The sequence below is a fragment of the Frankia sp. CcI156 genome (genome assembly GCF_001983015.1).
GTDB lineage: Bacteria > Actinomycetota > Actinomycetes > Frankiales > Frankiaceae > Frankia > Frankia casuarinae.
This window is the reverse complement of sequence record NZ_MOMD01000017.1, coordinates 21676-45938: the sequence shown is the minus strand read 5'-3', so window position 1 is coordinate 45938 and position 24263 is coordinate 21676. Positions and strand designations below refer to the sequence as shown.

Below are 24263 nucleotides of genomic sequence, written 5' to 3'. Positions count from 1 at the left end.
CTGACCTGCGTCCGTGCTACCAGAGCCTGACGGCGCAGACGGGTGGCACAATCCTCGCTGTCGACCGCGTCGTCTACAACGACCAGCCGGCGCTGTTGATCGTGCTCTCCGTGCCCATGCAACCGGCGGTGGCCAGGGTGCTGGTCGTCGACGCCCACTGCGGCGTCACCACCGTCTCCACCGCGCCGTGGTACAGCGTGTCCACGCTGCGGCATTGAGGTGGTGGTTGACGCATCGCGGGGCCGGGAGCCCAGCCGTGGCGCGCACCGGTGGCGGGCGCGGATGGAATCAGATGCCCGCGGAGACGGTTGTCGCTGTCGGACACCGTCTCCATGGACGGACCGATGAACGAGGAACTCGGATGAAGCCGRGGCGACAGGTACCGGCGAGGGCCCACCCGGCTCACAGGGATCCCGTAGCGTGAAAGGAGCGGGTGTGACAGCCCAGGAGGACGGCCAGGATGTCACCGGCCGCAGCAGCCAGCCCGACGGCGATGACGAYATACGCGATGTCGTCATCGTCGGTTCGGGCCCGGCAGGGTACACGGCCGCTGTCTACACCGCCCGGGCCAACCTACGGCCACTCGTGTTCGAGGGCGCGGTATCGGCCGGCGGAGCGCTCATGAACACCACCGAGGTGGAGAACTTTCCTGGGTTTCCGGACGGCATCCAGGGTCCGGAGCTGATGGAGAACCTGCGACGGCAGGCGGAGCGGTTCGGAGCCGAGCTGGTGGCCGACGACGTGACCGAGCTYGACCTCGCGGCGAACCCAAAGGTCGTCAAGATCGAGGACAGGACCTACCTCGCCCGCACGGTCATCGTCGCCACCGGTTCGGCCTACCGCATGCTCGGCGTCGAGCACGAGGAGCGGTTGCTCGGCCGCGGGGTCTCCGCCTGTGCGACCTGCGACGGCTTCTTCTTCCGGGATCAGGACATCGCGGTGGTTGGCGGGGGCGACTCGGCKATGGAGGAGGCGACCTTCCTGACCCGCTTCGCCCGCTCGGTGACGGTGATCCACCGGCGGGACAAACTCCGGGCCAGCGCGATCATGCAGGAGCGGGCCTTCGCCAACGAGAAGATCCGGTTCCGGTGGAACGCCGAGGTCACCGAGCTCCTGGGCGCGGACAAGCTCACCGGCGTCCGGCTGCGCGACACCGTCACCGGTGAAGCGAAGGATCTTCCGGTCACCGGACTGTTCGTCGCTATCGGTCACCTTCCGCGTACCGAACTCGTCCGTGGTCAGCTCGACCTCGACGACGCCGGCTACATCTCGGTCGCRCACCCGACCACGAAGACGAACCTGGACGGGGTCTTCGCCTGTGGCGACGTGGTCGACCACACCTACCGCCAGGCCATCACCGCAGCCGGCACGGGCTGCGCCGCCGCGCTCGACGCGGAGCGCTTCATCGCCGCCGGGGAGGGTCCGGGCGAGGTGACCACCGTGGCTCCCCGGGTCGTGACCCCGACGCCGCAACCCGCCTGATCCGGGCATCTGTCCGGGCGGCCGATCAGGCGGCGCCGGAGCAGGCCCGCCCGACCCGGCTGTCCGAAGGCCGTTCGGGCGYCGTCCGCGGGCCACCACCGGCCTGTTGATCGCCTACCCGTCCACCAAAAGATCATCCATCAGGGAGAACAACATGGCAGGTTCCACCACCCCCGTGACCGACAGCACCTTCGTGACCGAGGTGCTGGAGAGYGACAAGCCGGTCCTGGTGGACTTCTGGGCCGAGTGGTGCGGCCCTTGCAAGATGGTCGCACCCGTCTTGGAGGAGATCGCCAAGGAGCATGGCGAGAAGCTCCGGGTCGTCAAGCTGAACATCGACGAGAACCCGGAGACCGCCCGGAACTACCAGATCATGTCGATCCCGACCATGGCTGTGTTCGTCAAGGGCGTGATCGACAAGAGCATCGTCGGCGCGAAGCCGAAGGCCGCCCTGCTGCGTGACCTCTCGGTCTACATCTGATCTCGTCACGCGGTCGTTCCACCGTCGGCCCGCCGGGTGTGATCCCGGCGGGCCGACGTCGTTCCCGGACCGGTCCGCGCCGGTTCGCCCACGACAACCGGATACCACGTGCGGACCGGGAACTTTCTCCCGCCGTCACGAGCATCGGGGGAGTATCACGGCGGCCCGGTCACGCACGGTCAATACTGGAGGATTCGGTTCGCGGCCGGTCGAGACCGCACGGGCATGCCCTAGGCTTGAGATTCAGCAATCGGCCGTCGGCGCATCATTCGTCGACGCGGTGGCCCCGACCATCGGGTTTCGCCAGSGGCACCGGGTTTCGCCAGGGGCACATTGGGCAGGCGAGCTGAAAGGTATGCATCGGTGAAGCTGCTGCGTCTGGGAGACCAAGGTTCCGCCGTTGCCGAGGTTCGGGCGGCCCTGACCTATCTTGGTTTTCTTCCCGTGACGCCCCGGCAGAGCCGGGATCCGGCCGGCCCAGGTAAGGGTGACCCAGGTAAGAGCGCTCCGGATAAGAGCGCCCCGGATAGAGGTGTTACCTCCGCCGCGGAACCGTCCCAGGGCACGCGGGTCCCGGCTGTCGACGGTACTCTCGGCGGTGTTCCGGCCGAGCCGGCCGAGCCGGCCGATCGGTTCGACCGAGATCTCGACAACGCGCTGCGCGCCTTTCAGCAGAGCCGGGGGCTGTCCGCCGACGGGATACTCGGTCCGGACACGGCGCGTGCCTTGGAGGAGGCACGCCACAAGCTCGGCGACCGTCTGCTCTACCACAGCCCCGCGTACCCTTTTGTCGGCGATGACGTGGCGGCGCTCCAGGAACGCCTGTTCAACATGGGTTTCGACGTCGGCCGCACGGATGGGATCTTCGGGCCACGCACCGAGTCCGCGGTCCGCGACTTCCAGCGCAACCGGGGTCTCGATCCGGACGGCCAATGCGGGCCACACACCCTGCGCGAGCTCAAACGCCTGCAGCGCACGGTCACTGGTGGCCGGCCCGACATGCTGCGGGAGTCCGTCCGGCTGTTGGCCCACGGCTCCTCGCTGCTCGGAGTCGTCGTCGCCATCGATCCCGGCCACGGTGGCGACGATCCGGGCATCGTCCGCGGCAACCTGTGCGAACGGGATCTCATGGCCKACCTCGCCGCTCGGATGTCCACGCGGCTACTCGACTCGGGCCTGCGGGCGCACCTCATCCACGGCCTGGACGAGTCCCCCAGCGAGGAGGAGCGGGCCGCGCGGGCGAACGAGCTCGAAGCGGATCTCCTGATCTCGCTGCACGCCGACAGCAGTCCATCCCCGCGCGCCCAGGGGGTGTCGGCCTACTACTACGGCAACGCGCGCGGGTCGTCCGCCGTGGGTGAGCGCTTCGCCCAGCTCGTCCACCGTGAGATCGTCTCCCGGACCGACATGCTGGACTGCCGCACCCATCCGAAGGTCTGGAGCCTGCTTCGGCGGACCCGGATGCCGGCCGTACGGCTCGACCTCGGATATCTGACAAACGAACATGACGCCAAGGCCCTTGGCTCCACCGCATTCCGGGCAACCGTCGCCGAGGCGGTGCTCGCCGCAGCCCAACGACTCTTTCTCCCACCCGAGCAGGACGCGCCGACGGGCCAGCTTCACGTCCCCCGCCTCGCCAGCCGCACCTGACCGGCCACCAAGGCGTTCCATCGACAAGGCTGACGTTTCACGTGAAACGAGGCCGGTGCGTCGATGGGGAAGATTCATGCTCGGCAGCCTAGGCTGATTCCGTGACAGCCTCCGCATCCGTCGACGTTGACCTCGGCGGCCGGAGGCCCGGTAGCCGACCCATGKAGCGCCTTTTCGATGAGCCGTCGCATCGCGAACATCACCCTGGACAACATCGACGATCTCCCTCTACCCTGCCGCCGCTGCGTCTTCTGGGAGCTCGATCCGGTGGCCCGGAGCCGCGCGGAGGAGGCCGGCGGCACCGACCTCGAGAAGGAGGCGTGGGTTTCCCTGGCTCTCCTGGAATGGGGAAGTTGCGGAAAGATCGCCTATATCGACAACGTCCCGGCCGGATTCGTGATGTTCGCTCCGCCGGCCTACGTGCCTCGATCGGTGGCCTTTCCCACCAGCCCGGTCTCACCGGACGCGGTGCTGCTCATGACAGCGTCGATCGTCAATGAGTTCACCGGACAGGGGCTGGGGCGGATCCTCGTCCAGTCCGTCGCCAAGGACGTCATCCGCCGCGGCTTCAAGGCGGTGGAAGCGTTCGGTGACCTCCAGAACTCGGGTACCCGCTGCATCCTGCCCGCCGACTATCTCCTCGCGGTCGGTTTCAAGACGGTCCGGCCCCATCATCGATGGCCGCGGCTGCGGCTAGAGGTGAAGAACGCGGTGAGCTGGCGAGAGGACGTCGAGGTCGCCCTGGAACGTCTGCTGGGATCGATGACGCCGGAGGGCATGCTGCGCAAGGTCAGCCAGGCCGACAATCTGGCCTGAGCACGGCGATCTGCCCTGAGCACGGCGATCTGCCCTGAGCACGGCGATCTGGCCTGAGCACGGCGATCTGCCCTGAGCACGGCGATCTGGCCTGAGCACGGCGATGGCCCGGCACTCGGCGGGCAATCGGCAGACATGCGCGCGGCCACCCGGGGGAGTCCGGCACAGCCCTKGGACCGCGCGATCCGCGTCCGGCTCAAGAAGCCCAGAGAGCCCCGAGCGAACCCCGAGCCGGACGCCTAGTCCAACAAGCCGTCGACCGAGGCCGACGGCGACATCACGGCGACGATCCGCTCCAGATCCTCGATCGAGGCGAACTCGACCGTGATCTTCCCCTTACTGCGGCCCATGTCCACCTTCACGCGGGTCTCGAAGCGATCCGAGAGGCGGTCGGCGAGCCTCACCAGGGCCGGTGAGGCGGCCCCTGGTGCCCGCGACGCCCGCTTACGCGGGGCCTCGTCGTCCAGTGCCACGATCTCCTCGACGGCCCGCACCGAGAGACCTTCCGCGACGATGCGGGTGGCGAGCCGGTCCTGGGCGTCCGGATCCTGTAGCGAGAGCAGCGCGCGGGCATGACCCGCCGACAGCACGCCGGCCGCCACCCGCCYTTGTACCGCGGGCGAGAGCCCGAGCAGCCGGATCATGTTGGTGACATGYGACCGGGACCGCCCGAGCCGACTGGCCAGTTCCTCGTGCGTCGCCCCGAAGTCGCGGAGCAGCTGTTCGTACGCCGCAGCCTCCTCCAGCGGGTTGAGCTGCTGGCGGTGGAGGTTCTCCAGCAGCGCGTCGCGCAGCATGGCGTCGTCCGCGGTCTCCCGCACGATGGCGGGAATCCGGGGAAGCTTGGCGATCTTCGATGCACGCCACCGGCGTTCACCCATGACGAGCTCGTAGCGCTCGGGGGCCACCTCGCGTACCACGATCGGCTGGAGCAGCCCGACCTCGCGGAGGCTCGCCGCCAGCTCTTCGAGGGCGTCCTCATCGAAGTGAGTCCTGGGCTGGCGCGGGTTCGGGCTGACCGACTCGACGGGGATCTCGCGGAAGGTCGCCCCGTGTACGGGCAGCGGCCCGGTGCCGTCGCCGGAGCCGCGATTCGTCCCCCGGCCGCCGTAGCCACTGGCGTAGTCGGCGTAGTCAGCGTAGTCAGCCGAGGCGGTGCCCGCCTGACCGTCGAGGGGRGGAGGAGCAACCGGGATGAGTGCCCCCAGCCCTCGCCCCAGACCACTGCGCCGAGCACTCATCACGCCGCTCCATTCGAGTCCCGACCCCGTTCCGCGAGTTCGCGCGCCGCGGCCAGATAGGACAGCGAGCCGCGCGAYGTCGGATCGTACGTCAGCGCGGACTGCCCATAGCTCGGCGCCTCCGCCAGACGCACGTTCCGGGGGATGGTAGTGGACAGCACCCGGTCCCCGAAGTGTTCCTTGACCTCATGGACGACCTGGTCGGCCAGTCTGGTCCGGGAGTCGTACATCGTGAGCAGGATGGTCGACAGACGCAGCTCCTGGTTCAGGTGCGCCTGCACCAGTTCCACGTTGCGCAGCAACATGCCGAGGCCCTCCAGCGCGTAGTACTCGCACTGGATCGGGATGAGCAGCTCACGGGCGGCCACGAGGGCGTTGACGGTCAGCAGCCCAAGAGAGGGCGGGCAGTCGATGAAAACATAGTCGACGTCCCGTTGCATGCTCGCGATGGCCCGCCGAAGCCGATTCTCCCGCGCCACCAGCGACACCAGCTCGATCTCCGCGCCGGCAAGATCGATCGTTGCGGGCGCGCAGAACAGCCCCGACGCCTCGGCGGACTTCACGATGACCTCGTCGAGGGGCCGATCCCCCACCAGAACCTCGTAGATCGAGGGGACCCCGGAGTGATGGTTGACGCCGAGCGCCGTCGAGGCATTGCCCTGCGGGTCAAGATCGATCACCAGGACCCGGGAGCCATGAGATGCCAGCGCCGCCGCCAGGTTGACCGTCGTCGTCGTCTTCCCCACACCGCCCTTCTGGTTGGCGACCGAGATGATGCGCCGCCGGGTGGGGCGAGGGAATGGTTGTCGTCGTTCTACCGCCAGTGCTTCCACTGCTGCTGCCGYCGCCGCTCCGATCGGGGTCGAGGGATCGAGCAGGTCCAGTGCGGGGAGCGCGGAGTCATAGCCCCGCAAGCCCCCACTCCTGGTCCCACCCTGGCCCGCCGACGCTGTTTCACGTGGAACGAGACTGTCCACGTGTCGGCTGGTCACGACCGACCTCCCGTGATCGGAGTGAATCCCGTGACGTCCGTCTGACCTGTCTGCCATCGTGCCGCTCACCGTCGCCGCGCCCTCCCCTGCTCTCGGCCCGGGTGCGCTGGKATGAACGTACGGCCCGGAGGACACGGGCGGGTTCCTCCACCCGCCCCTCCCCGCACCTCACGACATCCACGGGATGCCAACCCTGAGTTCCGAGACCGCTGCGCGCGTCCTGCAGTTCCTCCAGGATCCGTGAACCGCGCATCGCCAGCATGACACCACCTGGTCGTAGCATCGGAAAGAGGATTGCGCCCAGCCGCTCCAGGGGAGCGACCGCGCGGGCTACGGCTATCCCGAATCTACGACCGTCCGGGCCGATTCCGGCATCTGGCGCGCGGCCACGTACCACAGAAATCTGGTCCTCCAGGCCTATGGTCGCCACAACCTCGTGCAGGAATCGGCACCGGCGTTCCATCGGCTCGAGCAGCACCACCCGCAGATCCGGGCGGGCGAGCGCCAGCGGGATACCCGGCAGCCCCGCGCCGCTGCCGACGTCCACGACATCGGCCTGCACCGGGACCACGTCGGCCAGGACCGCGCAGTTGAGTACGTGGCGGTCCCAGAGCCGGTCAGTCTCACGCGGACCGATCAGCCCGCGTTCGACCCCGTCGGTCGCCAGCAACTCGACGTAGCGCGCCGCGGATCCGGTCCGCGTGCCGAAAATCTCCACCGCGACGGGGGGCACCTCGGGGGCATCCGGGAGACCCGTCATGGCCGGATCCTCCGCCGTGCCGTGTGACCAGCCCGCGCCGGCCGGGCCGCCTGCGTCACCTCGACCGGCCACAGCATCGAGCCGAGCCGGGTTGGGACCGTGGGCATCACCAGGTGACCGCCGGCAGCGGGTGGGTGGAAGACCGGATCCGTGGACCCGGCCGGACAGGACCAGAAGGCCGGACAGGACGAGAAGGCCGGACAGGACGAGGAAGTCAGAAGACCGCGCACCCGACAAGCATCCCCGCCGGCCTCGACATGCTCCCGCCGCCACCCCCCCCCCCCCGCGGGAGGCACGGTTCCGGCCCGGGGACGGATGTCAGGTCGTCCGGTAGGACACCACGGTCCGCCGCGGCCGATCGAGTCGCGGGGCGGCGCCGGCGCAGCGATCGAAGACGGTCAGCGTTCCGGTGAGGGGGAACTGCCAGCCACGGCCGGCGCACCACCCCGCCCGGGGCAGCGCGGCCAGGTCGGGCGCGAGCGCCGGCCGCTCCGCGTCGAAGAGGAAGACGAGCAGCCGGGTCGGCGGGACCCGGCGGTTCGCCAGCTCGCCGACCAGGGAGGTACCCGCAGCGCCGAAGAAGATCGTGTCCTGCCGTGGTACCCGGGCCGGTACCCGCCCGGCGCCGGCGCTGGGGAGAGCTGCCGGCTCACGCGCCGGGTCGTCACTCGCCTCCATCGCGTACAGCCAGCCAGGCCGGGCGAGGCGACCCCCGACCACCACCAGGTCTCCCGGGCGGTGCAGCTGCCGGGCCGCGATGGCCKCGTCGACCATCCGATCGAGGCCACGAGTCCGGTGCCGATGATCCCAGAGCTGCCCGCTTCCCRACAGCGAGGTTCCCAGGAGCGGGACACCAAGCAAGATGATCATTGCGAGGCCGGCCAACGGCAGCACGGCGGTCGGAGAAATCGTGTTCGCGCTGGCGCTCGACGTCGGCGAGACACCGGAAACATCCAATCGTGACCGCTTGGTTACGGTTCCTCCGGTAGGGAGGGTCGGGGTCGCRGCCATCGGTGCCGGTACGGCCGGCTGAGGCCCGGCGGCGGGGATACGAGGTCGCACCGCCGCCACGAACAGGGCCACCAGCCGCCGGGTGCCCACCACGATCACAACGACGATCAGTGGCACGACGAAGAGGTTGGTCCGGGTCGGCCCGAACGGCCAGTACCGCGCGGCGCTCGCTCCCAGCATCAGCACCTGGGCTCCGCCGAGCGCGGTGAGGAGCAGCCTGCCGTCCGGTCGTCGCGCCAGCACGAGGACGCCGGTCAGGCCGGCGATCGACACCGCCACGGCGAGCAGCACCGAGACAACCGGTCCCCCGGGCACCGTCGCATGGATGAGGCTCGGGTCGAACCGGTCGATGCCGGGCGGCATACCGGTAATGAAGGCTCGCATCTGATCGACGATGAAGCGTACGGCCTCGACCGGCCCACGACCGGCAATGAACTGGCGATCCCAGTAGTCGCCGCGACGCTGACTGGACTGGTGCCCGATGAAGAACACGGTGTGTGCCACGCTGATGGCGACCGCGGGCAGGCATTCCACCAGTCGCCAGCGCCGCGCCGGACCGCGCCATACCTCCGCGGTCGCCAACGGCAGCACCAGAAAGATCCCGGGCACGGCGGTCAGGGCCAACAGGCCCGCCGCGGTGCGTCGCAGGAGCCGGGCACGGGAGAACCCGCCGGTGACAGGTGCAGGCCACGGGGACAGCGAGGGCCGCGGAGATGATCCGGTCGACCAGGCGAGGACGATGCAGACAGCGGCCAGCGCCTCGACGGAATACGGCTTGAGTTGGGTCGCGAGATCCAAGAAGGTCACGTTCAGGCACAGCCAGCACGTGGCGAACACCGCCGCGACCAGGCCGGTGAAACGGCGGGTGAGCAGGACGATCGCGGCGCCGAGCAAGGGCACGGCAAGATACCCGGGAAGCCGGAGCGACCAGCTGTGCCAGCCGAGGAGCTCGCCGGCCACCCGGGTCAGGCCGAACCAACCCAGCGCCGAGGGGGTGTTGGCGACGGTCAGCTCCGGCCAGAACGAGGACGCCGGTTCGCTGACGAAGTGGGCGCGCCAGATCTCGTCGTACCAGAAGGGTCTGGTCAGATAGGCATGCAGAACGCCGAGCACGGCCGCCAAGCCGACACCCACGGCGGCGGCCAGCACGAGGGAACGCGTCGGCCGGCGCCGACCCGCCATCGGTCGGCGCCGGTCAGCCGAGAAGGATGACTACCCGGCGGCCGGGTTCCTCGCCCTCGGACTCGCTGTGCACGCCGTCGATCCCGGCGACGGTGTCGTGCACCACCTTGCGCTCGAACGGCGTCATGGGAGCCAGCTTCTCCGGCTCACCGCGCGTGATGGCACGCGACGCCGCGGCGATCGCGATCTTGCGTAGCTCGACCCGCCGCCGGGCGCGATGGCCGCCGACGTCGAGCATGAGACGGCTGCGGGTGCCCGTCTTCTGGAGCACCGCGAGCCTGGTCAGTTCCTGCAACGCCTCCAGCGTCTCGCCGCCCGCCCCGATGAGCTTGTCCAGCCCCTCGCCCACCACGGCGACGACGGCGCGGCCGCTCTCGACGTCGAGGTCGAGGTCACCGTCCATGTCGACGATGTCGAGCAGACCCTCGATGTAGTCGGCGGCGATCTCGCCTTCCAACTCGAGATCGGACAGACGCCGATCCTCCGTGCCGGCGGTCTCGTCCGAGGAAGCGTGCTCGTCGGAGGCTCCGGCTCCATCCACAGCCAGTTCAGGTGCCGAACCGGTCATCAGCGACTCTCCAGGGGAACGGGGACAGCGGAGCAGAGATTACGGGATGCCGCCACTCGATGACGAAATCGGGTCGGCAGCCTGCCTGCCGGTCGGTCGGGAACGGCGTCTCCCGGATCAACGCCGCCCACCGGGCCGCTTGCTCTTGCCGCGCCGTTTCGCGGGTCGGGAGCCGCCGACCTGGCGCCGCACTCCGGCGGGTACGGGTGCCGGCCGGGGCGTGCTCTCCCCGTCGGAGGGCGCCGTCGGCCCGCTCGCCGCGCTCTGCCCGGCATTCTTGCCCGGGGCGTTCCTGCGGCCCGCCGCGCTGGTCTTCGCCTCCGCGCTGCGCCCCGTGGATGCGGCCGTGGTAGCGGCGACGCCGTTGTCCGAGACGCCGTTGTCCGAGACGCCACCGCCCGAGACGCCGTTGGCCCCGGGACCGCCCGGCGCCCCCGCCTTACCGCTCTTCGGGGTCGTCGCCGCTTTCGGGGTCGTCGTGGTACGGCTCGCGGTCGAGGTGCCGTTACGKGACCGGGTGCCGGGGGGAGCCGTCGAGGACGTCCGACCGGCCGCCGCGGCACCGGAATCGCCGCCCTTGGTCGGGGTCACCGAGGCGGACCGGGGGCGGTTCTTCGACTTCGCCCCGGCTCGGACACCGGGAGCCGGCCGAGCGGGGGTGACGGCACCGCCGGCGGCCGGACGGGCACCGGGCAGCCGGCCGTTCGCATCCGCGGGCTTGATCGGCGGCATCTTCTTCATGATGAAGAACTGCTGGCCCATGCTCCACAGGTTGGTGGTGAGCCAGTACAGCAGCACAGCGATCGGGAAACGGAAACCAAAGAAGGCGAGCATCAGCGGGGAGCCATAGAGCAGCGCCTTCTGCACCATCGCCTGCTGCGGGTCGAGCGGCCCGGTGCGGGCCATGATCTGGCGCTGCGTGAGGAAGGTCGTAAGACCCATCAGCACGATCAGGACGATCGCGAGAATCCTGACGTGCGTGCTGTCGACGCCGAGGAAGTGCGAGAAATCGCCATCGGAGGTGAACTTGCTCGCCAGCGAGATGCCGAACACCTTGGCCGAGGCGATCTGCTCCACCTGGTCTGCGGAGAGCCCGACCCGGGGACGCCAGACCAGCGAGTGGTTCGGACCCTCGTTCATCGGCGCCAGGTGGGTGAACACGTGGAACAGCGAGATGAACAGCGGGATCTGGAGGAAGATCGGGAGGCAGCCGAGGAGCGGGTTTCCGTGCTCCCGCTGCAGCGCCATCATCTCCTGCTGCATGCGGGGTTTGTCGTGCCCATGCTTCTCCCGGATCTCCTTGATCCGGGGCTGCATCATCTGCATCGTCCGCTGCGACTTCACCTGCTTGACGAACAGCGGGAAGATCAGAATACGGACGCAGACGACCAGCAGGACGACCGAAAAGGCCCAGGAGAAGAAACTGTCAGCACCAAAGATCGGCGCAAATCCCCGGTGAAAGAAGACGATCGCGTTCGCCGCGAGGTGGTATAGGGGATCCAACAACGGTCTGACTCCTCACACCCACGGTCCACGACCGGAACCGACGATCTCGGCCCGCATCCCCTGACTGGGAGACGGGGGACCATGCCTGTGGACGGGCGGTACGGCGACGGCCGGATCGCCCGCGCTCCGACCGTCGGGAGGCCCGCCGGGGTCGGCCGTCGCGCCCCTGGGTCTCCGAACGATTCCCGGACCCGGATCCGTTCCCGGCACGGGGTCGTAGCCGCCTGCCGCGAGCGGTTGGCAGCGCAGCAACCGGGCGACGGCGAGGACACCGCCACGCACACCCCCGTGGCGCCGCACCGCGGCCAGCGCGTAGGCGCTACAGGATGGCTCGAACCGGCACAGGCCGGCGTTGCGGGCCGACCAGCCGGCTCGGTAGAGCCGCACGAGCCCGGCAAAGGTCCAGGATAGGGGACCGCGTACCGCGCCGTCGGCGTTGCGGGCGACCCGCGGCAGGCGGCGCCACACCATCCGGGAGGCCAGCAGGAGGTCGACGACGGCCGCCGTGGCCAGCAGCACGACCAGCACCGTCCCGGCGGTCATCGTCCACGCCCATCCGGGCGCCTGGCACCCGCCGGCCGGGCCACCCTGGTGAGCGCGGTGTCCAGCGCACGGCCGAGCTCCGCGGAGCTCGCCGTCGCCGCATCGGGCAGCGCACGCACGACCAGCATCGTCCCTGGCGCGAGCGTGTCCAGCCGAACCCGTACCTGTTCCCGCAACCGGCGCCGCACCCTGTTACGCACGACCGCCTTCCCCACCCGGCGGCCGACCACGAAGCCGGCCCGCGCCGGATCGTCGCTTGTTGTCCACAGGCTGTGGACAACAAGCGGACCGGATCGGGTTCGCCGACCCATGGTCCCCACCCGGGCATGTTCGTCCCGGGTTCGGACGCGAGAGCCCTCAGGAAGCATGACCGGCGGGGGTACCAGCAGGACCAGCGGGAACCCGCCGTCAGGCGGAGAGCTCGCTGCGGCCCTTACGACGGCGGGCGGACAGGATCGCGCGGCCCGCGCGAGTCCGCATGCGCAGTCGGAACCCGTGCGTGCGGGCCCGCCGACGGTTGTTCGGCTGGAAGGTGCGCTTACTCACGTGAGAACTCCGTCTGCAAGATGGACGCGGGCGGTGATCTTCGCCGCCGAGGGAGAGTGGGCCGCACCACACGGTCCTGACAAGCAGATCCCACGACAAACGAAGCGGTCTAACACCGCGGTTCGGCCTAGCCTACACAGGGCGGTGCCTCGGACGGTCCGGCGGCGAGGGATCGCTGCCGGGCAGGGGGCCTTCGGCGGCCGGCGGCTCMGGGCCCGCCGGCCGCCGCTGGCCGCACCACCATCATTCGGTCATCACCCGGTCGCCGCCAGGGCAACCCGGACACGACGGCACCACACCGGAGGTCAAGGTGCGAGCGCACCGCGGCCGCGGCGGGCCGGCATCCGTCCGGCGGCCGTGGAATGCCACACTGCCGTGGCGGGCCCTCGGTGCCGCCGACGATGGGGCAGGGACGCGGCGCGGCCACCGCGGATACGTTCCGGCCCCGGCACGGCGGCTCGGGCCGCGCCTTACGATCCTGGTGGCAACGTCTCACTCGGGGCGGGCACCAGACGGCGTCAGGTATGCCCGCGTTCGGTGAGAACGACCGGCTCGGTGCACCCTGACCTGTGGAAAACGCCTGWGGAGAGGGCGGTCGGCGGAGGGGCCAGGGCGGAACGGGGGGACCTGAAGCGGATTCGAATGACCTCACTAATACAGGTTCATCCCCGGGAACGAGCCGGTTGCGCCACGCCGCATGCCGTGTCGTGTCCATGCACAGGTTGTGGACGACGATGTGGAGAACCATCGCGACGAGGCCCCTCGGTCGCTCGGTGGCCGGGGACCACATCACCAGCCGCATCAGCCGCGGCGCACCTCCAGCACGCGGGGAGCAGCACCACCCGCAAACCGTACCGAACTGCCCGAGGAGCCCCCGTGTCCAACCTCCGCGCCGACTCCGTCGCCGGTCTGCCGTTCGGGGACGAGCCTTCGGGTGACCCGGACCTGGCCGCGGTGTGGAGCCAGGCCGTCGCCGGGGTCGCCGACGGCACGCTGTCCGCCCAGCAGCGTGCCTGGCTGCGGCTGACCCGCCCCCTCGGGCTCGTCCAGGACACGGCTCTGCTGGCCGCGCCGAACGAGTTCACCAAGGATCTCCTCGACTCGCGCCTGCGCCCCTTCTTGTCCACAGCGTTGTCCACAGCCTATGGGCGGGAGATCAGGGTCGCGGTCACCGTCGAACACCTGCCCGATCCGGAACCAATGAGCGGACCGATCCGGATCGTACGGCCGGTGGATGCCAGGGGCGACACCACACCCGGCCAGGGCTCGGGCCCCGCCTCCGGTTCGGCGTTGAACGCGGGTACCGGATCAGGATCGACCGGCGCCGCCGCAGCCCCGGTGCCGCCGACGAGCCCGGGCTCGTCGGCGGTGCCGGTGCCGGCGCCGGCACCGGCACCAGTGCCGCCGGCGCCGGCGGCACTGGTGAACGGCGAACTGCCCTTCCCCGACGCCACCGAGGGAACACCACCGGTACGGGTCAGCGCGGGTCTCGGACGCGATGCGGCGCCGCACGAGACCGAACCGGCCCAGGCCCGGCTGAACCCCCGCTACATTTTCGAGACGTTCGTCATCGGCGACAGCAACCGGTTCCCCCACGCGGCAGCGGTGGCCGTCGCCGAGGCACCCGCGAAGGCCTACAACCCGCTTTTCATCTACGGGGACTCCGGGCTCGGCAAGACTCACCTTCTGCACGCGATCGGTCACTACGCACTCAAGCTCTACCCGAACATGCGGGTGAAGTACGTGAGCTCCGAGGAGTTCACCAACGACTTCATCAACTCGATCCGGGACGACCGCCAGCAGGCGTTCCAGCGGCGCTACCGTGACATCGATGTCCTGCTCGTTGACGACATCCAGTTCCTGGAGAACAAGGAACGGACGCAGGAGGAGTTCTTCCACACCTTCAACGTCCTGCACGACGGCGAGAAGCAGATCGTGATCAGCTCCGACCGCTCGCCCAAGCAACTCTCGGCCCTGGAGGACCGGCTGCGCAGCCGCTTCGAGTGKGGGCTGATGACCGACATCACCCCGCCCGACCTCGAGACGCGCATCGCCATCCTGTCGAAGAAGGCGGCTACGGAGCGCCTGCCGGTACCCCCGGATGTCCTCGAGTACATCGCCACGCACATCGAGCGCAACATCCGTGAGCTGGAGGGGGCGCTGATCCGGGTCGCGGCCTTCGCGAGCTTGAACAAGTCCCACGTCGACCGCACGCTCGCCGAGATCGTGCTGCGTGATCTCATCCCCGATGCCGGCAATCCCGACATCACGGCCGCCGCCATCATGAACGCGACGGCGGCGTACTTCGGCGTCTCGATGGAGGACCTGTGCGGCACCTCACGTAGCCGCGTGCTGGTCACCGCCCGTCAGATCGCGATGTACCTGTGCCGGGAGCTGACCGACCTGTCGCTACCGAAGATCGGCCAGCACTTCGGGGGTCGGGATCATACGACGGTCATGCATGCCGATCGCAAGATCCGCGGTCTGATGGCGGAACGGCGCGCGATCTACAACCAGGTCACCGAACTGACAAACCGCATCCGTCTGCAGGCCCGGCAGGCCTAGCGCCACTGCCCACTGTCCACCGCCGCCCACCACCGCCGCCCACCACCGCCGCCCACCACCGCCGCCCACCACCGCCGGGCAGCACCACCGCCGGGCAGCACGGTTCCTCCTACCTCCCCCCGGCCGGAACGTCCCGCGGACCGGTGGCTGCCGCCCGAAGGTGGGGTGTGACGCCTCGCCGGGTGTCACACGTGGCGCAGGAACCGGACGCCGCGGGGCAGGACTTCCCCAAACGACCCCGGACAACCACGGACGGCTGGGGACGACCTCACCGAGCCCACGGGGTGGTTCCGCCCACAGCTTGTGGAAAACGTTGTGGACAGCCTGCGGTCGGAACGGTGGAGTGGCAGTGGACAGCCTGTGGACAACTCGGGGATGGCCTGTGGAGGGACAACGTGGTCCTTGTGGACGCAGATCGGGCCTGGGGATAACCACTGCGCGCATGCACAGATCCACCCACAAGATTTGCACCGGCCAACAACCCCTCTGACCTGCAGAAACAGAGGTTATCCCCAGTATCCACACCCCCTACTACTACGACCAACTAGATCTTTCTAAGAATGATCAAAAGCTCTTAGTACTAGGGGGTGTGGACAACGGCTCGAGCGCGGCTCCGAGAGCCCTACGTGCCGCGACTCGGCCCCGGGCAAGYGCCCGGGGCACGGCCGACCGCTCGTCGGCGCCTGCTGGCACTCTGAGATGCTGGTCGGTGTTCCCTGCGGGGTAACTCCGAACAACCGGAGGGAACGACAGGAGGCCTAACCATGAAGTTCCGGGTGGAACGGGACGAATTCACCGAAGCGGTCGCCTGGACCGCACGCACGTTGCCGAGCCGGCCGACCACCCAGTTGCAGGTGCTCTCGGGCCTGCTCCTCGACGCGACCGGACCGATACTCAAGATCGCCGCGTACGACTACGAGGTGGCCGCCCAGTGCACGGTGCACGCGACCGTGTCGGAGGAGGGGCGCGGGCTCGTCAACGGCAAACTGCTCGCGGAGATCACCCGGGCGCTGCCCGCGGCACCGGTCGATCTGGGCATCGACGGCACCCGCCTGGTGATCACTTGTGGCAATGCTCGGTTCGCGTTGCCGATGCTGCCGGTGGACGACTATCCCGCCCTTCCGGCCATGCCCCCGATCACGGGGCACATCGAGGGATCCGCGTTCGCCGCGGCGGTCTCACAGGTGGCGATCGYGGCCGGTCGTGACGACACGCTGCCGGTCCTCACCGGGGTCCGTATCGAGATCGAGGGGGACACTCTCACCCTCGCCGCGACCGACCGTTACCGGCTCGCCGTGCGGACGTTGAAGTGGCGGCCGTCGGAGACAGCCGCCGGGCTCGATGAGGACGGCGTGACCGGTGTGGACGGCCCCCCGCCCACACCGGTCACTGTCGCTCTCGTGCCGGCCCGCACCCTGCTCGACACCGCGAAGTCGTTGTCGGGTTCGGGGGTGGAGGTATCCATCGCGCTCGGGACCGGCCCCTCCGGCGAGACGCTGGCCGGTTTCGCCGGCTCGACCCGGCAGACGACGACCCGGTTGCTCGACGGAAGCTTCCCGCCCTACCGCAAGCTGTTGCCTGACAGTTCGCCGTTGATCGCGCAGCTGGAGATCGCCCCGTTGCAGGAGGCCGTCAAACGGGTGGCGCTGGTCGCCGCGAAGACCGCACCGGTGCAGCTGACGTTCTCCCCGGACCACCTCGTGCTGGAGGCCGGGACGGGCGGTGAGGCGCAGGCGACGGAGACCCTCCCGGTGACCTACGACGGACCGGAGCTGTCCGTGGCGTTCAACCCGTCGTACCTGCTCGACGCACTCGGGGCGCTGGAGTCGGACGTCGTACGGATCGGTTTCGCCAGCGCGGAGGACCCGGCGGTGGCGGCGAACAAGCCGGCGATCCTGACCGGGAAGGCCGACGACGACGGCGAGGTCCCCGACTACCGGTACCTGCTGATGCCGATCCGCCTGCACKGGTGACGTGCACCTCACGCACCTGTCCCTCGTCGACTTCCGTTCCTACCCGGCCCTTGACCTGACTCTGGGTCCGGGAGTGGCCACCTTCGTGGGTGGTAACGGCCAGGGGAAGACCAACGTGATCGAGGCGATCAGCTATGTCGCCACGTTGGCCAGCCACCGGGTCGCCGGGGACGCCCCGCTGGTCCGTGACGGCGCGTCTCGGGCGGTCATCCGCGCCAGGATCGTCCGGGGTGACCGGGCCGCGCTGGTGGAGATCGAGATCGTTCCGGGAAAGGCGAACCGGGCCCGGTTGAACCGGGCTCCCGTCGCCCGGCCGCGTGACATCGTCGGTCTGCTGTGCACCGTGCTGTTCRCCCCGGAGGACCTGGCCCTGGTGAAGGGGGATCCGGCGCAGCGTCGTCAGTTCCTCGACGAGCTGCTGATCGCCCGGACCCCAAGGATGGYCGCGGTCCTCGCCGACTACGACCGGGTCCTCAAACAACGATCGACCCTGCTACGCACCGCCGGGACGGCCCGGCGAGCTGGGGGGCAGGGAGATCTGCGCACCCTCGATGTCTGGGACGGGTATCTGGCCGCGCATGGCGCCGAGGTGCTGGCCGCGCGGTTGGCACTCGTCGACGCGTTGCGGCCGGCCGTGGCCGCGGCGTACGAGGCCGTCGCCGGCGCCGAGTCCGCTACCGCGCTGGACTACCGTTCCAGCGTCACCCTCCCGGACATCTTGCATGCGTCCGGTCCACCCGGTCCACCGGGCCAGCCAGAGCAGCCGGGCGCGGGTCGGCCGGATCCGGCGGCACCGGATCGGACCATGCTGGCGGAGGCGATCCGCGCCGATCTGGAGGCCGCCCGGCCACGGGAGGTCGAACGGGGGATGACGCTGGTCGGTCCGCACCGCGACGATCTGCTCTTGTCGATCAACGGGCTCCCGGCCCGTGGCTACGCGAGTCACGGCGAGTCCTGGTCCCTCGCCCTCGCGCTCAAGCTGGCCTCGTTCGACCTGCTGCGTGCCGATGACCGCGAGCCGGTCCTGCTCCTGGACGACGTCTTCGCCGAATTGGACACGCGCCGCCGCGGTCGGCTCGCGGAACTCKTCGCCTCCGCGGAGCAGGTGCTGGTCACAGCCGCGGTCGAAACCGACGTTCCCACAGAGCTGACCGGGGTGCGGTACGCCGTCGCCGGAGGAGAGGTCCAGCATGCCCACTGAGCGCCCGGACCCCCGGGACCATCCCACCGTGCCCGGATCCACCGCATCCGGGCGGTCCCGGGGAGGGGCCGGGCGCCGCGGGAAGACCGAGGGGCCGGACGGCACCGCAGCCCACGGAGCGGACCTGGCTCGGGAGATTCTCGCCCAGGTCAAACGGGACGCGCGGGAGCGTGGGCGGGGACGGTGGGGCGCCGGCCACACCGCCCGCCACCCGACCGGGCCCGGTCCGGCCGGGCCCGGCACTGGTCGCGGTGGCGGGATGCCGGGTGCCGACGGCGGCACGTGGGCCGATGAGGACGCCTCCACCGGCGCCACCGGGACGGGCGGCCCGTGGGGCCCGGGCTCTCGGACCCGCCTCGGTGCCCGGCGGGCCGACCCGTCGGACGACCAGGTGCCCCGCCGACCGCGGATGCCGGGCATCGCCCCGCCCGGCCGGGAATGGCGCGAACCGGTCGGTTTCGGGACGGCGATCAACCGGCTGCTGGCGGCCCGTGGCTGGAAGGCTCAGGCGAGCGACGCGAACGTCCTGGCCCGATGGGATGCCATCGTCGGGCCGGACATCGCCGACCACTGCACCCCGGTGTCCCTGCGCGACGGAGACCTGGAACTTGTCGCGGAGTCGACGGCCTGGGCGACCCAGCTGCRCATGCTGTCCCGGCAGCTCCTCGGCATCCTGCACCGGGRGCTCGGTCCACACGTGGTCCGCCGGATCGTCGTGCGTGGCCCGACGGCGCCGTCCTGGCGGCACGGGTCCATCCGAACCGGCGGTCGAGGGCCCCGCGACACCTATGGCTGAGGCCGGCCGTTCGGCTGCTGCCCGCCTGACACCCCGGTGCTCTCGGTGCCCCTTGGCGCCTGGATTGTGCCTGTGGTATCCGTCGGTGCGGCTGGGGCGATCATGATGGCTCCGCGGGATCGCGGTGTCGGTGACAGTCGTGGAGGCGCGCCAAGGCGGTCGGGGGAGTCGGTCCGGTAGGGGGGGTTGGCCATCCCCATGTGCGTGGCGCTGCGCAGACGCCAGGGGGCTCCCTGCGTCCGCTATGGCGGGTTGCCGGGTAGACTGGTGGATACTTCCGCCCAGAACGAGGGGACCCGCCGCGTGGCCTACGATGCAAGTTCGATCAAGGTTCTCGAAGGTCTTGACGCGGTCCGCAAGCGTCCGGGCATGTACATCGGCTCCACTGGAGAGCGTGGACTGCATCATCTCGTCTACGAGGTCGTGGACAACGCGGTGGACGAGGCGCTCGCCGGTTACTGCGACACCATCACCGTGACGCTGCTTGCCGACGGCGGGGTGCGGGTCACCGACAACGGCCGTGGCATTCCCGTCGGCATGCATCCCACCGAGAAGCGGCCCGCCGTCGAGGTCGTGCTGACCACCCTGCACGCCGGCGGGAAGTTCGACGGCAAATCGTACGCGGTGTCCGGCGGGCTGCACGGAGTCGGCGTCAGCGTGGTCAACGCGCTGTCCACCCGGCTCGACGTGGAGATCCACCTGGATGGGCACGTCTGGTTCCAGCCGTACGTGGCGACCCGCCCGGACAAGCCGCTGGCCAAGACCGGTACCACCCGCAGGACCGGGACGTCGGTCACCTTCTGGGCGGATCCGACGATCTTCGAGACCACCGAGTACAAGTACGAGACGCTCTCCCGCCGCCTGCAGGAGATGGCCTTCCTGAACAAGGGGCTGTCGATCACGCTCGTCGACGAGCGTGACGAGGAACGCGTGGCGGTCACCTACAAGTACGCCAACGGCCTGGTCGACTTCGTCGGTCACCTCAACGCCACGAAGGACACCATCCACCGCAGCGTGATCTCGCTGGAGTCGAAGGGCGTGGGCATCGAGGCCGAGCTCGCGATGCAGTGGAACGGCGGCTACACCGAGTCGGTCTACACYTTCGCGAACACCATCAACACCCACGAGGGCGGCACCCACGAGGAGGGCTTCCGGGCCGCGCTGACCAGCGCCGTCAACGCCTACGCCAAGGACCAGAACCTGCTCAAGCCGGTGAAGGCGGGGGCCAAGAACAGCGACGAGCGGCTCTCCGGCGACGACATCCGGGAGGGCCTTACCGCGATCATCTCGGTGAAGCTCGCGCAGCCGCARTTCGAGGGCCAGACCAAGACCAAGCTCGGCAACACCGAGGCCAAGAAGTTCGTCCAGGAGATGTGCTACTCAGCRCTCAAGGACTGGTTCGAGGTCAACCGCACCGAGGCTCGGGCCATCGTCAGCAAGGCGCTCGACGCCCAGCGGGCCCGCATTGCCGCCCGTCAGGCCCGCGATCTGACCCGGCGCAAGGGTCTGCTCGGCGGCACCGGCCTGCCGGGCAAGCTCGCCGACTGCCAGTACACCGATCCCGAGCGGTGCGAGCTGTACATCGTCGAGGGTGACTCGGCGGGTGGGTCGGCCAAGGGTGGTCGAGACTCGAAGTTCCAGGCGATCCTCCCGCTGCGAGGAAAGATCCTCAACGTCGAGAAGGCCCGCATCGACCGCGTTCTGAAGAACACCGAGGTCCAGGCCCTCATCCAGGCGCTGGGTACCGGCATCCACGACGATTTCGACATCGCGAAACTGCGCTACCACAAGATCGTTCTGATGGYGGACGCCGACGTCGACGGCCAGCACATCCGGACCCTGCTGCTGACGCTGCTGTTCCGGTTCATGCGCCCGCTGGTCGAGGCCGGTCACGTGTTTCTGGCGCAGCCGCCGCTCTACAAGATCAAATGGGGTAGGGAGGACTGGGAGTACGCCTACTCCGATCGGGAGCGCGACKGGCTGGTCGCCCGCGGGGTGGAGTCCGGGCGCAAGCTGCCCAAGGATGCCATCCAGCGCTTCAAGGGTCTCGGCGAGATGAACGCCACCGAGCTGTGGGACACCACCATGGACCCRGACCGGCGCATCCTGCTGCAGGTCACGCTCGACGACGCGGCGGTCGCCGACGAGTTGTTCTCCGTGCTCATGGGTGAGGATGTCGACGCGCGTCGCAGCTTCATCCAACGTAATGCCAAGGACGTGCGTTTCCTGGACATCTGACCCGGCCGTGTCGCGTGCCTCGGACCGGTCGTCGGGTGACCCCTCAGGTCGGTCCGGGCGCGGCGATCCCGACGGTCCGGCCCGGCGAACGGAGGGCTCCGGATCCCGCCCGCCGTCGGGTCCACCCGGCCCCGTTGCCCGGGGCGCCCGTCCCGCCCTGACGCCCTGACGACTGCTCCCACTGCCCTGGAAGGACCCCGTGGTCGACGTCCTACCTCCTCCCCCCGGCGACCGCATCGAGCCCATCGGCATCGAAGTCGAGATGCAGCGGTCGTATCTCGACTACGCCATGTCGGTCATCGTCGGCCGTGCGCTGCCGGAGGTACGCGACGGGCTCAAGCCCGTCCACCGCCGGGTCCTCTACGCCATKTACGACGGCGGCTACCGCCCCGACCGCGGATACTTCAAGTGCTCCCGCGTGGTCGGGGACGTCATGGGTAACTACCACCCCCATGGCGACACGGCGATCTACGACACCCTCGTCCGGCTCGCGCAGGGCTGGTCGTTGCGCTACCCGCTGGTCGACGGGAACGGCAACTTCGRCTCGCCCGGCAACGATCCGCCCGCCGCCATGCGGTACACCGAGGCGCGGATGGCGCCCTTGGCGATGGAGATGTTGCGTGACATCGACCAGGAGACGGTCGACTTCGCCCCGAACTACGACGGGCGTTCGCAGGAGCCGCTTGTTCTGCCCAGCCGGTTCCCGAACCTGCTCGTCAACGGCGCCGGCGGCATCGCGGTTGGCATGGCGACGAACATCCCGCCGCACAACCTGCGCGAGGTCGCGAAGGGCGTGCGGTGGGCGCTCGACCACCCGGACGCGAGCGACTCCGAGCTGCTTGAGGCGCTGATCGGCCTGATCAAGGGTCCGGACTTCCCGACCTCGGGGCTCATCGTCGGCCGTAACGGCATCGAGGAGGCCTACCGTACCGGCCGCGGCAGCATCCGGATGCGGGCGGTGGTGAACGTCGAGGAGAACAAGGGCCGCACCCAGCTCGTCGTCACCGAGCTGCCCTACCAGGTGAACCCGGACAACCTCGCCGAGAAGATCGCCGAACTGGTCCGGGACAACAGGGTCACCGGTATCGCCGACGTCCGGGACGAGACCTCGGCGCGCATCGGCCAGCGGCTGGTCATCGACCTCAAGCGCGACGCCGTCGCCAAGGTCGTGCTCAACAACCTCTACAAGCACACCCAGCTCCAGGACACCTTCGGCGTCAACATGCTGGCGATCGTCGACGGCGTGCCGCGTACCCTGCGCCTGGACCAGATGGTCCGCTACTACGTCGAGCACCAGATCGACGTCATCGTCCGCCGGACCCGCTATCAGCTGCGCAAGGCCCGCGAGCGGCTGCACGTCCTGGACGGTCTGCTGATCGCGCTGGATCACCTCGACGAGGTCATCAACCTCATCCGCAACGCCGAGTCGGCGGACGTGGCCCGCGGCCAGCTGATGGAACGCTTCTCGCTGTCGGAGATCCAGGCCACCGCCATCCTCGACATGCAGCTGCGCCGGCTCGCCGCCCTGGAACGTCAGCGGATCATCGACGAGGCGGCCGAACTTCGCGCGAAGATCTCCGATCTGGAGGCGATCCTGGCCTCGCCGACCCGGCAGCGGCAGATCATCGGCGAGGAGCTCGCCGAGGTCGTCGAGAAGTTCGGCGACGAGCGGCGGACCCGTCTCGTCCCGTTCGAGGGCGACATGTCCATCGAGGACCTGATCGCCCAGGAGGATGTGGTCGTCACCGTCACCCGCGGTGGCTACGCCAAGCGCACCAAGACTGACCTCTACCGCTCGCAGCGCCGCGGCGGCAAGGGCGTGCAGGGCGCGGCGCTGCGCGAGGACGACATCGTCGAGCACTTCTTCGTCACGACCACCCACCACTGGCTGCTGTTTTTCACGAACAAGGGCCGGGTGTACCGGGCGAAGGCGCACGAGCTGCCCGAGCAGGCCAGGTCGGCCAAGGGTCAGCACGTCGCGAACATCCTGGCCTTCGGGCAGGACGAGCGGATCGCCGAGGTCATCGCGGTCAAGGACTACGAGGCCGCCCCCTACCTGGTCCTGGCGACCAAGCGCGGGCTGTGCAAGAAGACCGCGCTGCATGACTTCGACTCGAACCGGGCCGGTGGCCTGGTGGCGATCAATCTGCGCGACGACGACGAGCTGATCGCCGCCCGGCTCGTGGCGCCCGGCGACGATCTGCTCCTGGTCAGCCGTAACGCCCAGTCGATCCGGTTCCACGCCGACGACGAGCAGCTGCGGCCGATGGGYCGGGCGACCTCGGGTGTGATCGGTATGCGGTTCGATGCCGAGGACGAACTGCTGTCCATGGACGTCGTCGTGCCGGGTACGACGGCGGATCTGCTCGTCGCCACCTCCGGTGGATACGCGAAGCGGACGCCGCTGGCCGAGTACCCGGTGCAGGGCCGTGGTGGCAAGGGCGTGCTGACCGCTAAGATCGTCTCGACTCGCGGTGGTCTGGTGGGGGCACTCGTCGTCGATCCCGACGACCAGCTCTACGCCATCGCCTCCAACGGGGGCGTATTGCGGACCGTTGCCAAGGATGTAYGGCGGGCGCAGCGGCAGACCATGGGAGTCCGGCTCATCGATCTGGAGTCCGGGGTRCAGGTTGTCGGAGTCGCACGTAATGCTGATGCGGAGGACACCGACGCTCGTATCGACGCCGGGCCCCAGGAAAGCTGAGAGCGAGC

The 24263-nt window shown here is 69.4% G+C and carries 19 protein-coding genes and 1 pseudogene; 11 read left to right on the top strand and 9 right to left on the bottom strand.

Annotated features, from left to right (window positions below; translation table 11 throughout):
- The 5 genes and pseudogenes from CcI156_RS08850 to CcI156_RS08830 form a co-directional block, all read left to right on the top strand.
- Nucleotides 1–218 (top strand): annotated as a pseudogene (locus CcI156_RS08850) (hypothetical protein); the annotation flags it as partial.
- Between the two features lie 217 nt (nucleotides 219–435).
- Entirely contained in the window at nucleotides 436–1482 is a 1047-nt protein-coding gene (gene trxB / locus CcI156_RS08845) for a thioredoxin-disulfide reductase (RefSeq protein ID WP_023839960.1), read from the top strand.
- Between the two features lie 154 nt (nucleotides 1483–1636).
- On the top strand, nucleotides 1637–1963 hold the full coding sequence (trxA, locus tag CcI156_RS08840) for a thioredoxin (RefSeq protein ID WP_011438891.1): 327 nt from the start codon (nucleotides 1637–1639) through the stop codon (nucleotides 1961–1963).
- A gap of 363 nt (nucleotides 1964–2326) precedes the next feature.
- Nucleotides 2327–3613: an N-acetylmuramoyl-L-alanine amidase gene (locus CcI156_RS08835; protein WP_076805265.1), complete on the top strand. Its 1287-nt coding sequence runs from the start codon at nucleotides 2327–2329 to the stop codon at nucleotides 3611–3613.
- Between the two features lie 177 nt (nucleotides 3614–3790).
- Entirely contained in the window at nucleotides 3791–4429 is a 639-nt protein-coding gene (locus CcI156_RS08830) for a GNAT family N-acetyltransferase (protein WP_076805264.1), read from the top strand.
- A gap of 239 nt (nucleotides 4430–4668) precedes the next feature.
- Here CcI156_RS08830 and CcI156_RS08825 read toward each other — a convergent pair whose 3' ends face one another.
- The 9 genes from CcI156_RS08825 to rpmH all read right to left on the bottom strand — a co-directional run bounded on the left by CcI156_RS08825 (nucleotide 4669) and on the right by rpmH (nucleotide 12778).
- On the bottom strand, nucleotides 4669–5670 hold the full coding sequence (locus CcI156_RS08825; RefSeq protein ID WP_076805263.1) for a ParB/RepB/Spo0J family partition protein: 1002 nt from the start codon (nucleotides 5668–5670) through the stop codon (nucleotides 4669–4671).
- On the bottom strand, nucleotides 5670–6662 hold the full coding sequence (locus tag CcI156_RS08820; protein ID WP_076805262.1) for a ParA family protein: 993 nt from the start codon (nucleotides 6660–6662) through the stop codon (nucleotides 5670–5672). Before CcI156_RS08820 ends, CcI156_RS08825 begins: the two co-directional genes overlap by 1 nt.
- The gene (gene rsmG / locus CcI156_RS08815) at nucleotides 6625–7422 is read right to left on the bottom strand and encodes a 16S rRNA (guanine(527)-N(7))-methyltransferase RsmG (protein WP_076805261.1); all 798 of its coding nucleotides are present in this window, start codon (nucleotides 7420–7422) and stop codon (nucleotides 6625–6627) included. Before rsmG ends, CcI156_RS08820 begins: the two co-directional genes overlap by 38 nt.
- Before the next feature lie 318 nt (nucleotides 7423–7740).
- Nucleotides 7741–9615: a hypothetical protein gene (locus CcI156_RS08810; protein WP_076805260.1), complete on the bottom strand. Its 1875-nt coding sequence runs from the start codon at nucleotides 9613–9615 to the stop codon at nucleotides 7741–7743.
- A gap of 13 nt (nucleotides 9616–9628) precedes the next feature.
- The gene (locus CcI156_RS08805; RefSeq protein ID WP_011438898.1) at nucleotides 9629–10183 is read right to left on the bottom strand and encodes a R3H domain-containing nucleic acid-binding protein; all 555 of its coding nucleotides are present in this window, start codon (nucleotides 10181–10183) and stop codon (nucleotides 9629–9631) included.
- 117 nt (nucleotides 10184–10300) lie between these two features.
- The gene (yidC, locus tag CcI156_RS08800) at nucleotides 10301–11689 is read right to left on the bottom strand and encodes a membrane protein insertase YidC (RefSeq protein WP_011438899.1); all 1389 of its coding nucleotides are present in this window, start codon (nucleotides 11687–11689) and stop codon (nucleotides 10301–10303) included.
- A 12-nt stretch (nucleotides 11690–11701) separates the two neighbouring features.
- Nucleotides 11702–12232 carry a membrane protein insertion efficiency factor YidD gene (gene yidD / locus CcI156_RS08795; RefSeq protein WP_011438900.1) on the bottom strand — a complete coding sequence of 177 codons (531 nt, stop codon included), beginning with the start codon at nucleotides 12230–12232 and terminating at the stop codon, nucleotides 11702–11704.
- A complete protein-coding gene (gene rnpA / locus CcI156_RS08790) occupies nucleotides 12229–12600 on the bottom strand; it encodes a ribonuclease P protein component (RefSeq protein ID WP_041258073.1) in 372 nt (123 codons plus the stop codon). Before rnpA ends, yidD begins: the two co-directional genes overlap by 4 nt.
- Before the next feature lie 40 nt (nucleotides 12601–12640).
- Nucleotides 12641–12778 (bottom strand): 50S ribosomal protein L34, encoded by a 138-nt coding sequence (gene rpmH, locus CcI156_RS08785; RefSeq protein WP_011438902.1) that lies wholly within the window; start codon nucleotides 12776–12778, stop codon nucleotides 12641–12643.
- Nucleotides 12779–13654: 876 nt separating this feature from the next.
- Between rpmH and dnaA the strand changes: the two genes are divergently transcribed.
- From dnaA to gyrA, 6 genes are all read left to right on the top strand, one after another.
- Nucleotides 13655–15343 carry a chromosomal replication initiator protein DnaA gene (gene dnaA / locus CcI156_RS08780; RefSeq protein WP_139341452.1) on the top strand — a complete coding sequence of 563 codons (1689 nt, stop codon included), beginning with the start codon at nucleotides 13655–13657 and terminating at the stop codon, nucleotides 15341–15343.
- A gap of 764 nt (nucleotides 15344–16107) precedes the next feature.
- The gene (gene dnaN / locus CcI156_RS08775; protein ID WP_076805259.1) at nucleotides 16108–17316 is read left to right on the top strand and encodes a DNA polymerase III subunit beta; all 1209 of its coding nucleotides are present in this window, start codon (nucleotides 16108–16110) and stop codon (nucleotides 17314–17316) included.
- A 1-nt stretch (nucleotide 17317) separates the two neighbouring features.
- Complete coding sequence (recF, locus tag CcI156_RS08770; RefSeq protein WP_076805258.1) at nucleotides 17318–18517, top strand: DNA replication/repair protein RecF; 1200 nt, start codon at nucleotides 17318–17320, stop codon at nucleotides 18515–18517.
- Nucleotides 18507–19313: a DUF721 domain-containing protein gene (locus CcI156_RS08765; RefSeq protein WP_254847337.1), complete on the top strand. Its 807-nt coding sequence runs from the start codon at nucleotides 18507–18509 to the stop codon at nucleotides 19311–19313. Before recF ends, CcI156_RS08765 begins: the two co-directional genes overlap by 11 nt.
- A gap of 303 nt (nucleotides 19314–19616) precedes the next feature.
- Nucleotides 19617–21551: a DNA topoisomerase (ATP-hydrolyzing) subunit B gene (gene gyrB, locus CcI156_RS08760; RefSeq protein WP_076805257.1), complete on the top strand. Its 1935-nt coding sequence runs from the start codon at nucleotides 19617–19619 to the stop codon at nucleotides 21549–21551.
- Between the two features lie 199 nt (nucleotides 21552–21750).
- On the top strand, nucleotides 21751–24255 hold the full coding sequence (gyrA, locus tag CcI156_RS08755; protein ID WP_076805256.1) for a DNA gyrase subunit A: 2505 nt from the start codon (nucleotides 21751–21753) through the stop codon (nucleotides 24253–24255).
- Nucleotides 24256–24263 lie beyond the last annotated feature (8 nt).

Excerpts from the sequence above, each read along its gene's own strand:
- CcI156_RS08830 (WP_076805264.1), top strand. The coding sequence starts at position 3,791 with ATGAGCCGTCGCATCGCGAACATCACCCTGGACAACATCGACGATCTC.
- CcI156_RS08805 (WP_011438898.1), bottom strand. The coding sequence starts at position 10,183 with ATGACCGGTTCGGCACCTGAACTGGCTGTGGATGGAGCCGGAGCCTCC.
- yidD (WP_011438900.1), bottom strand. The coding sequence starts at position 12,232 with ATGACCGCCGGGACGGTGCTGGTCGTGCTGCTGGCCACGGCGGCCGTC.
- rnpA (WP_041258073.1), bottom strand. The coding sequence starts at position 12,600 with ATGCTTCCTGAGGGCTCTCGCGTCCGAACCCGGGACGAACATGCCCGG.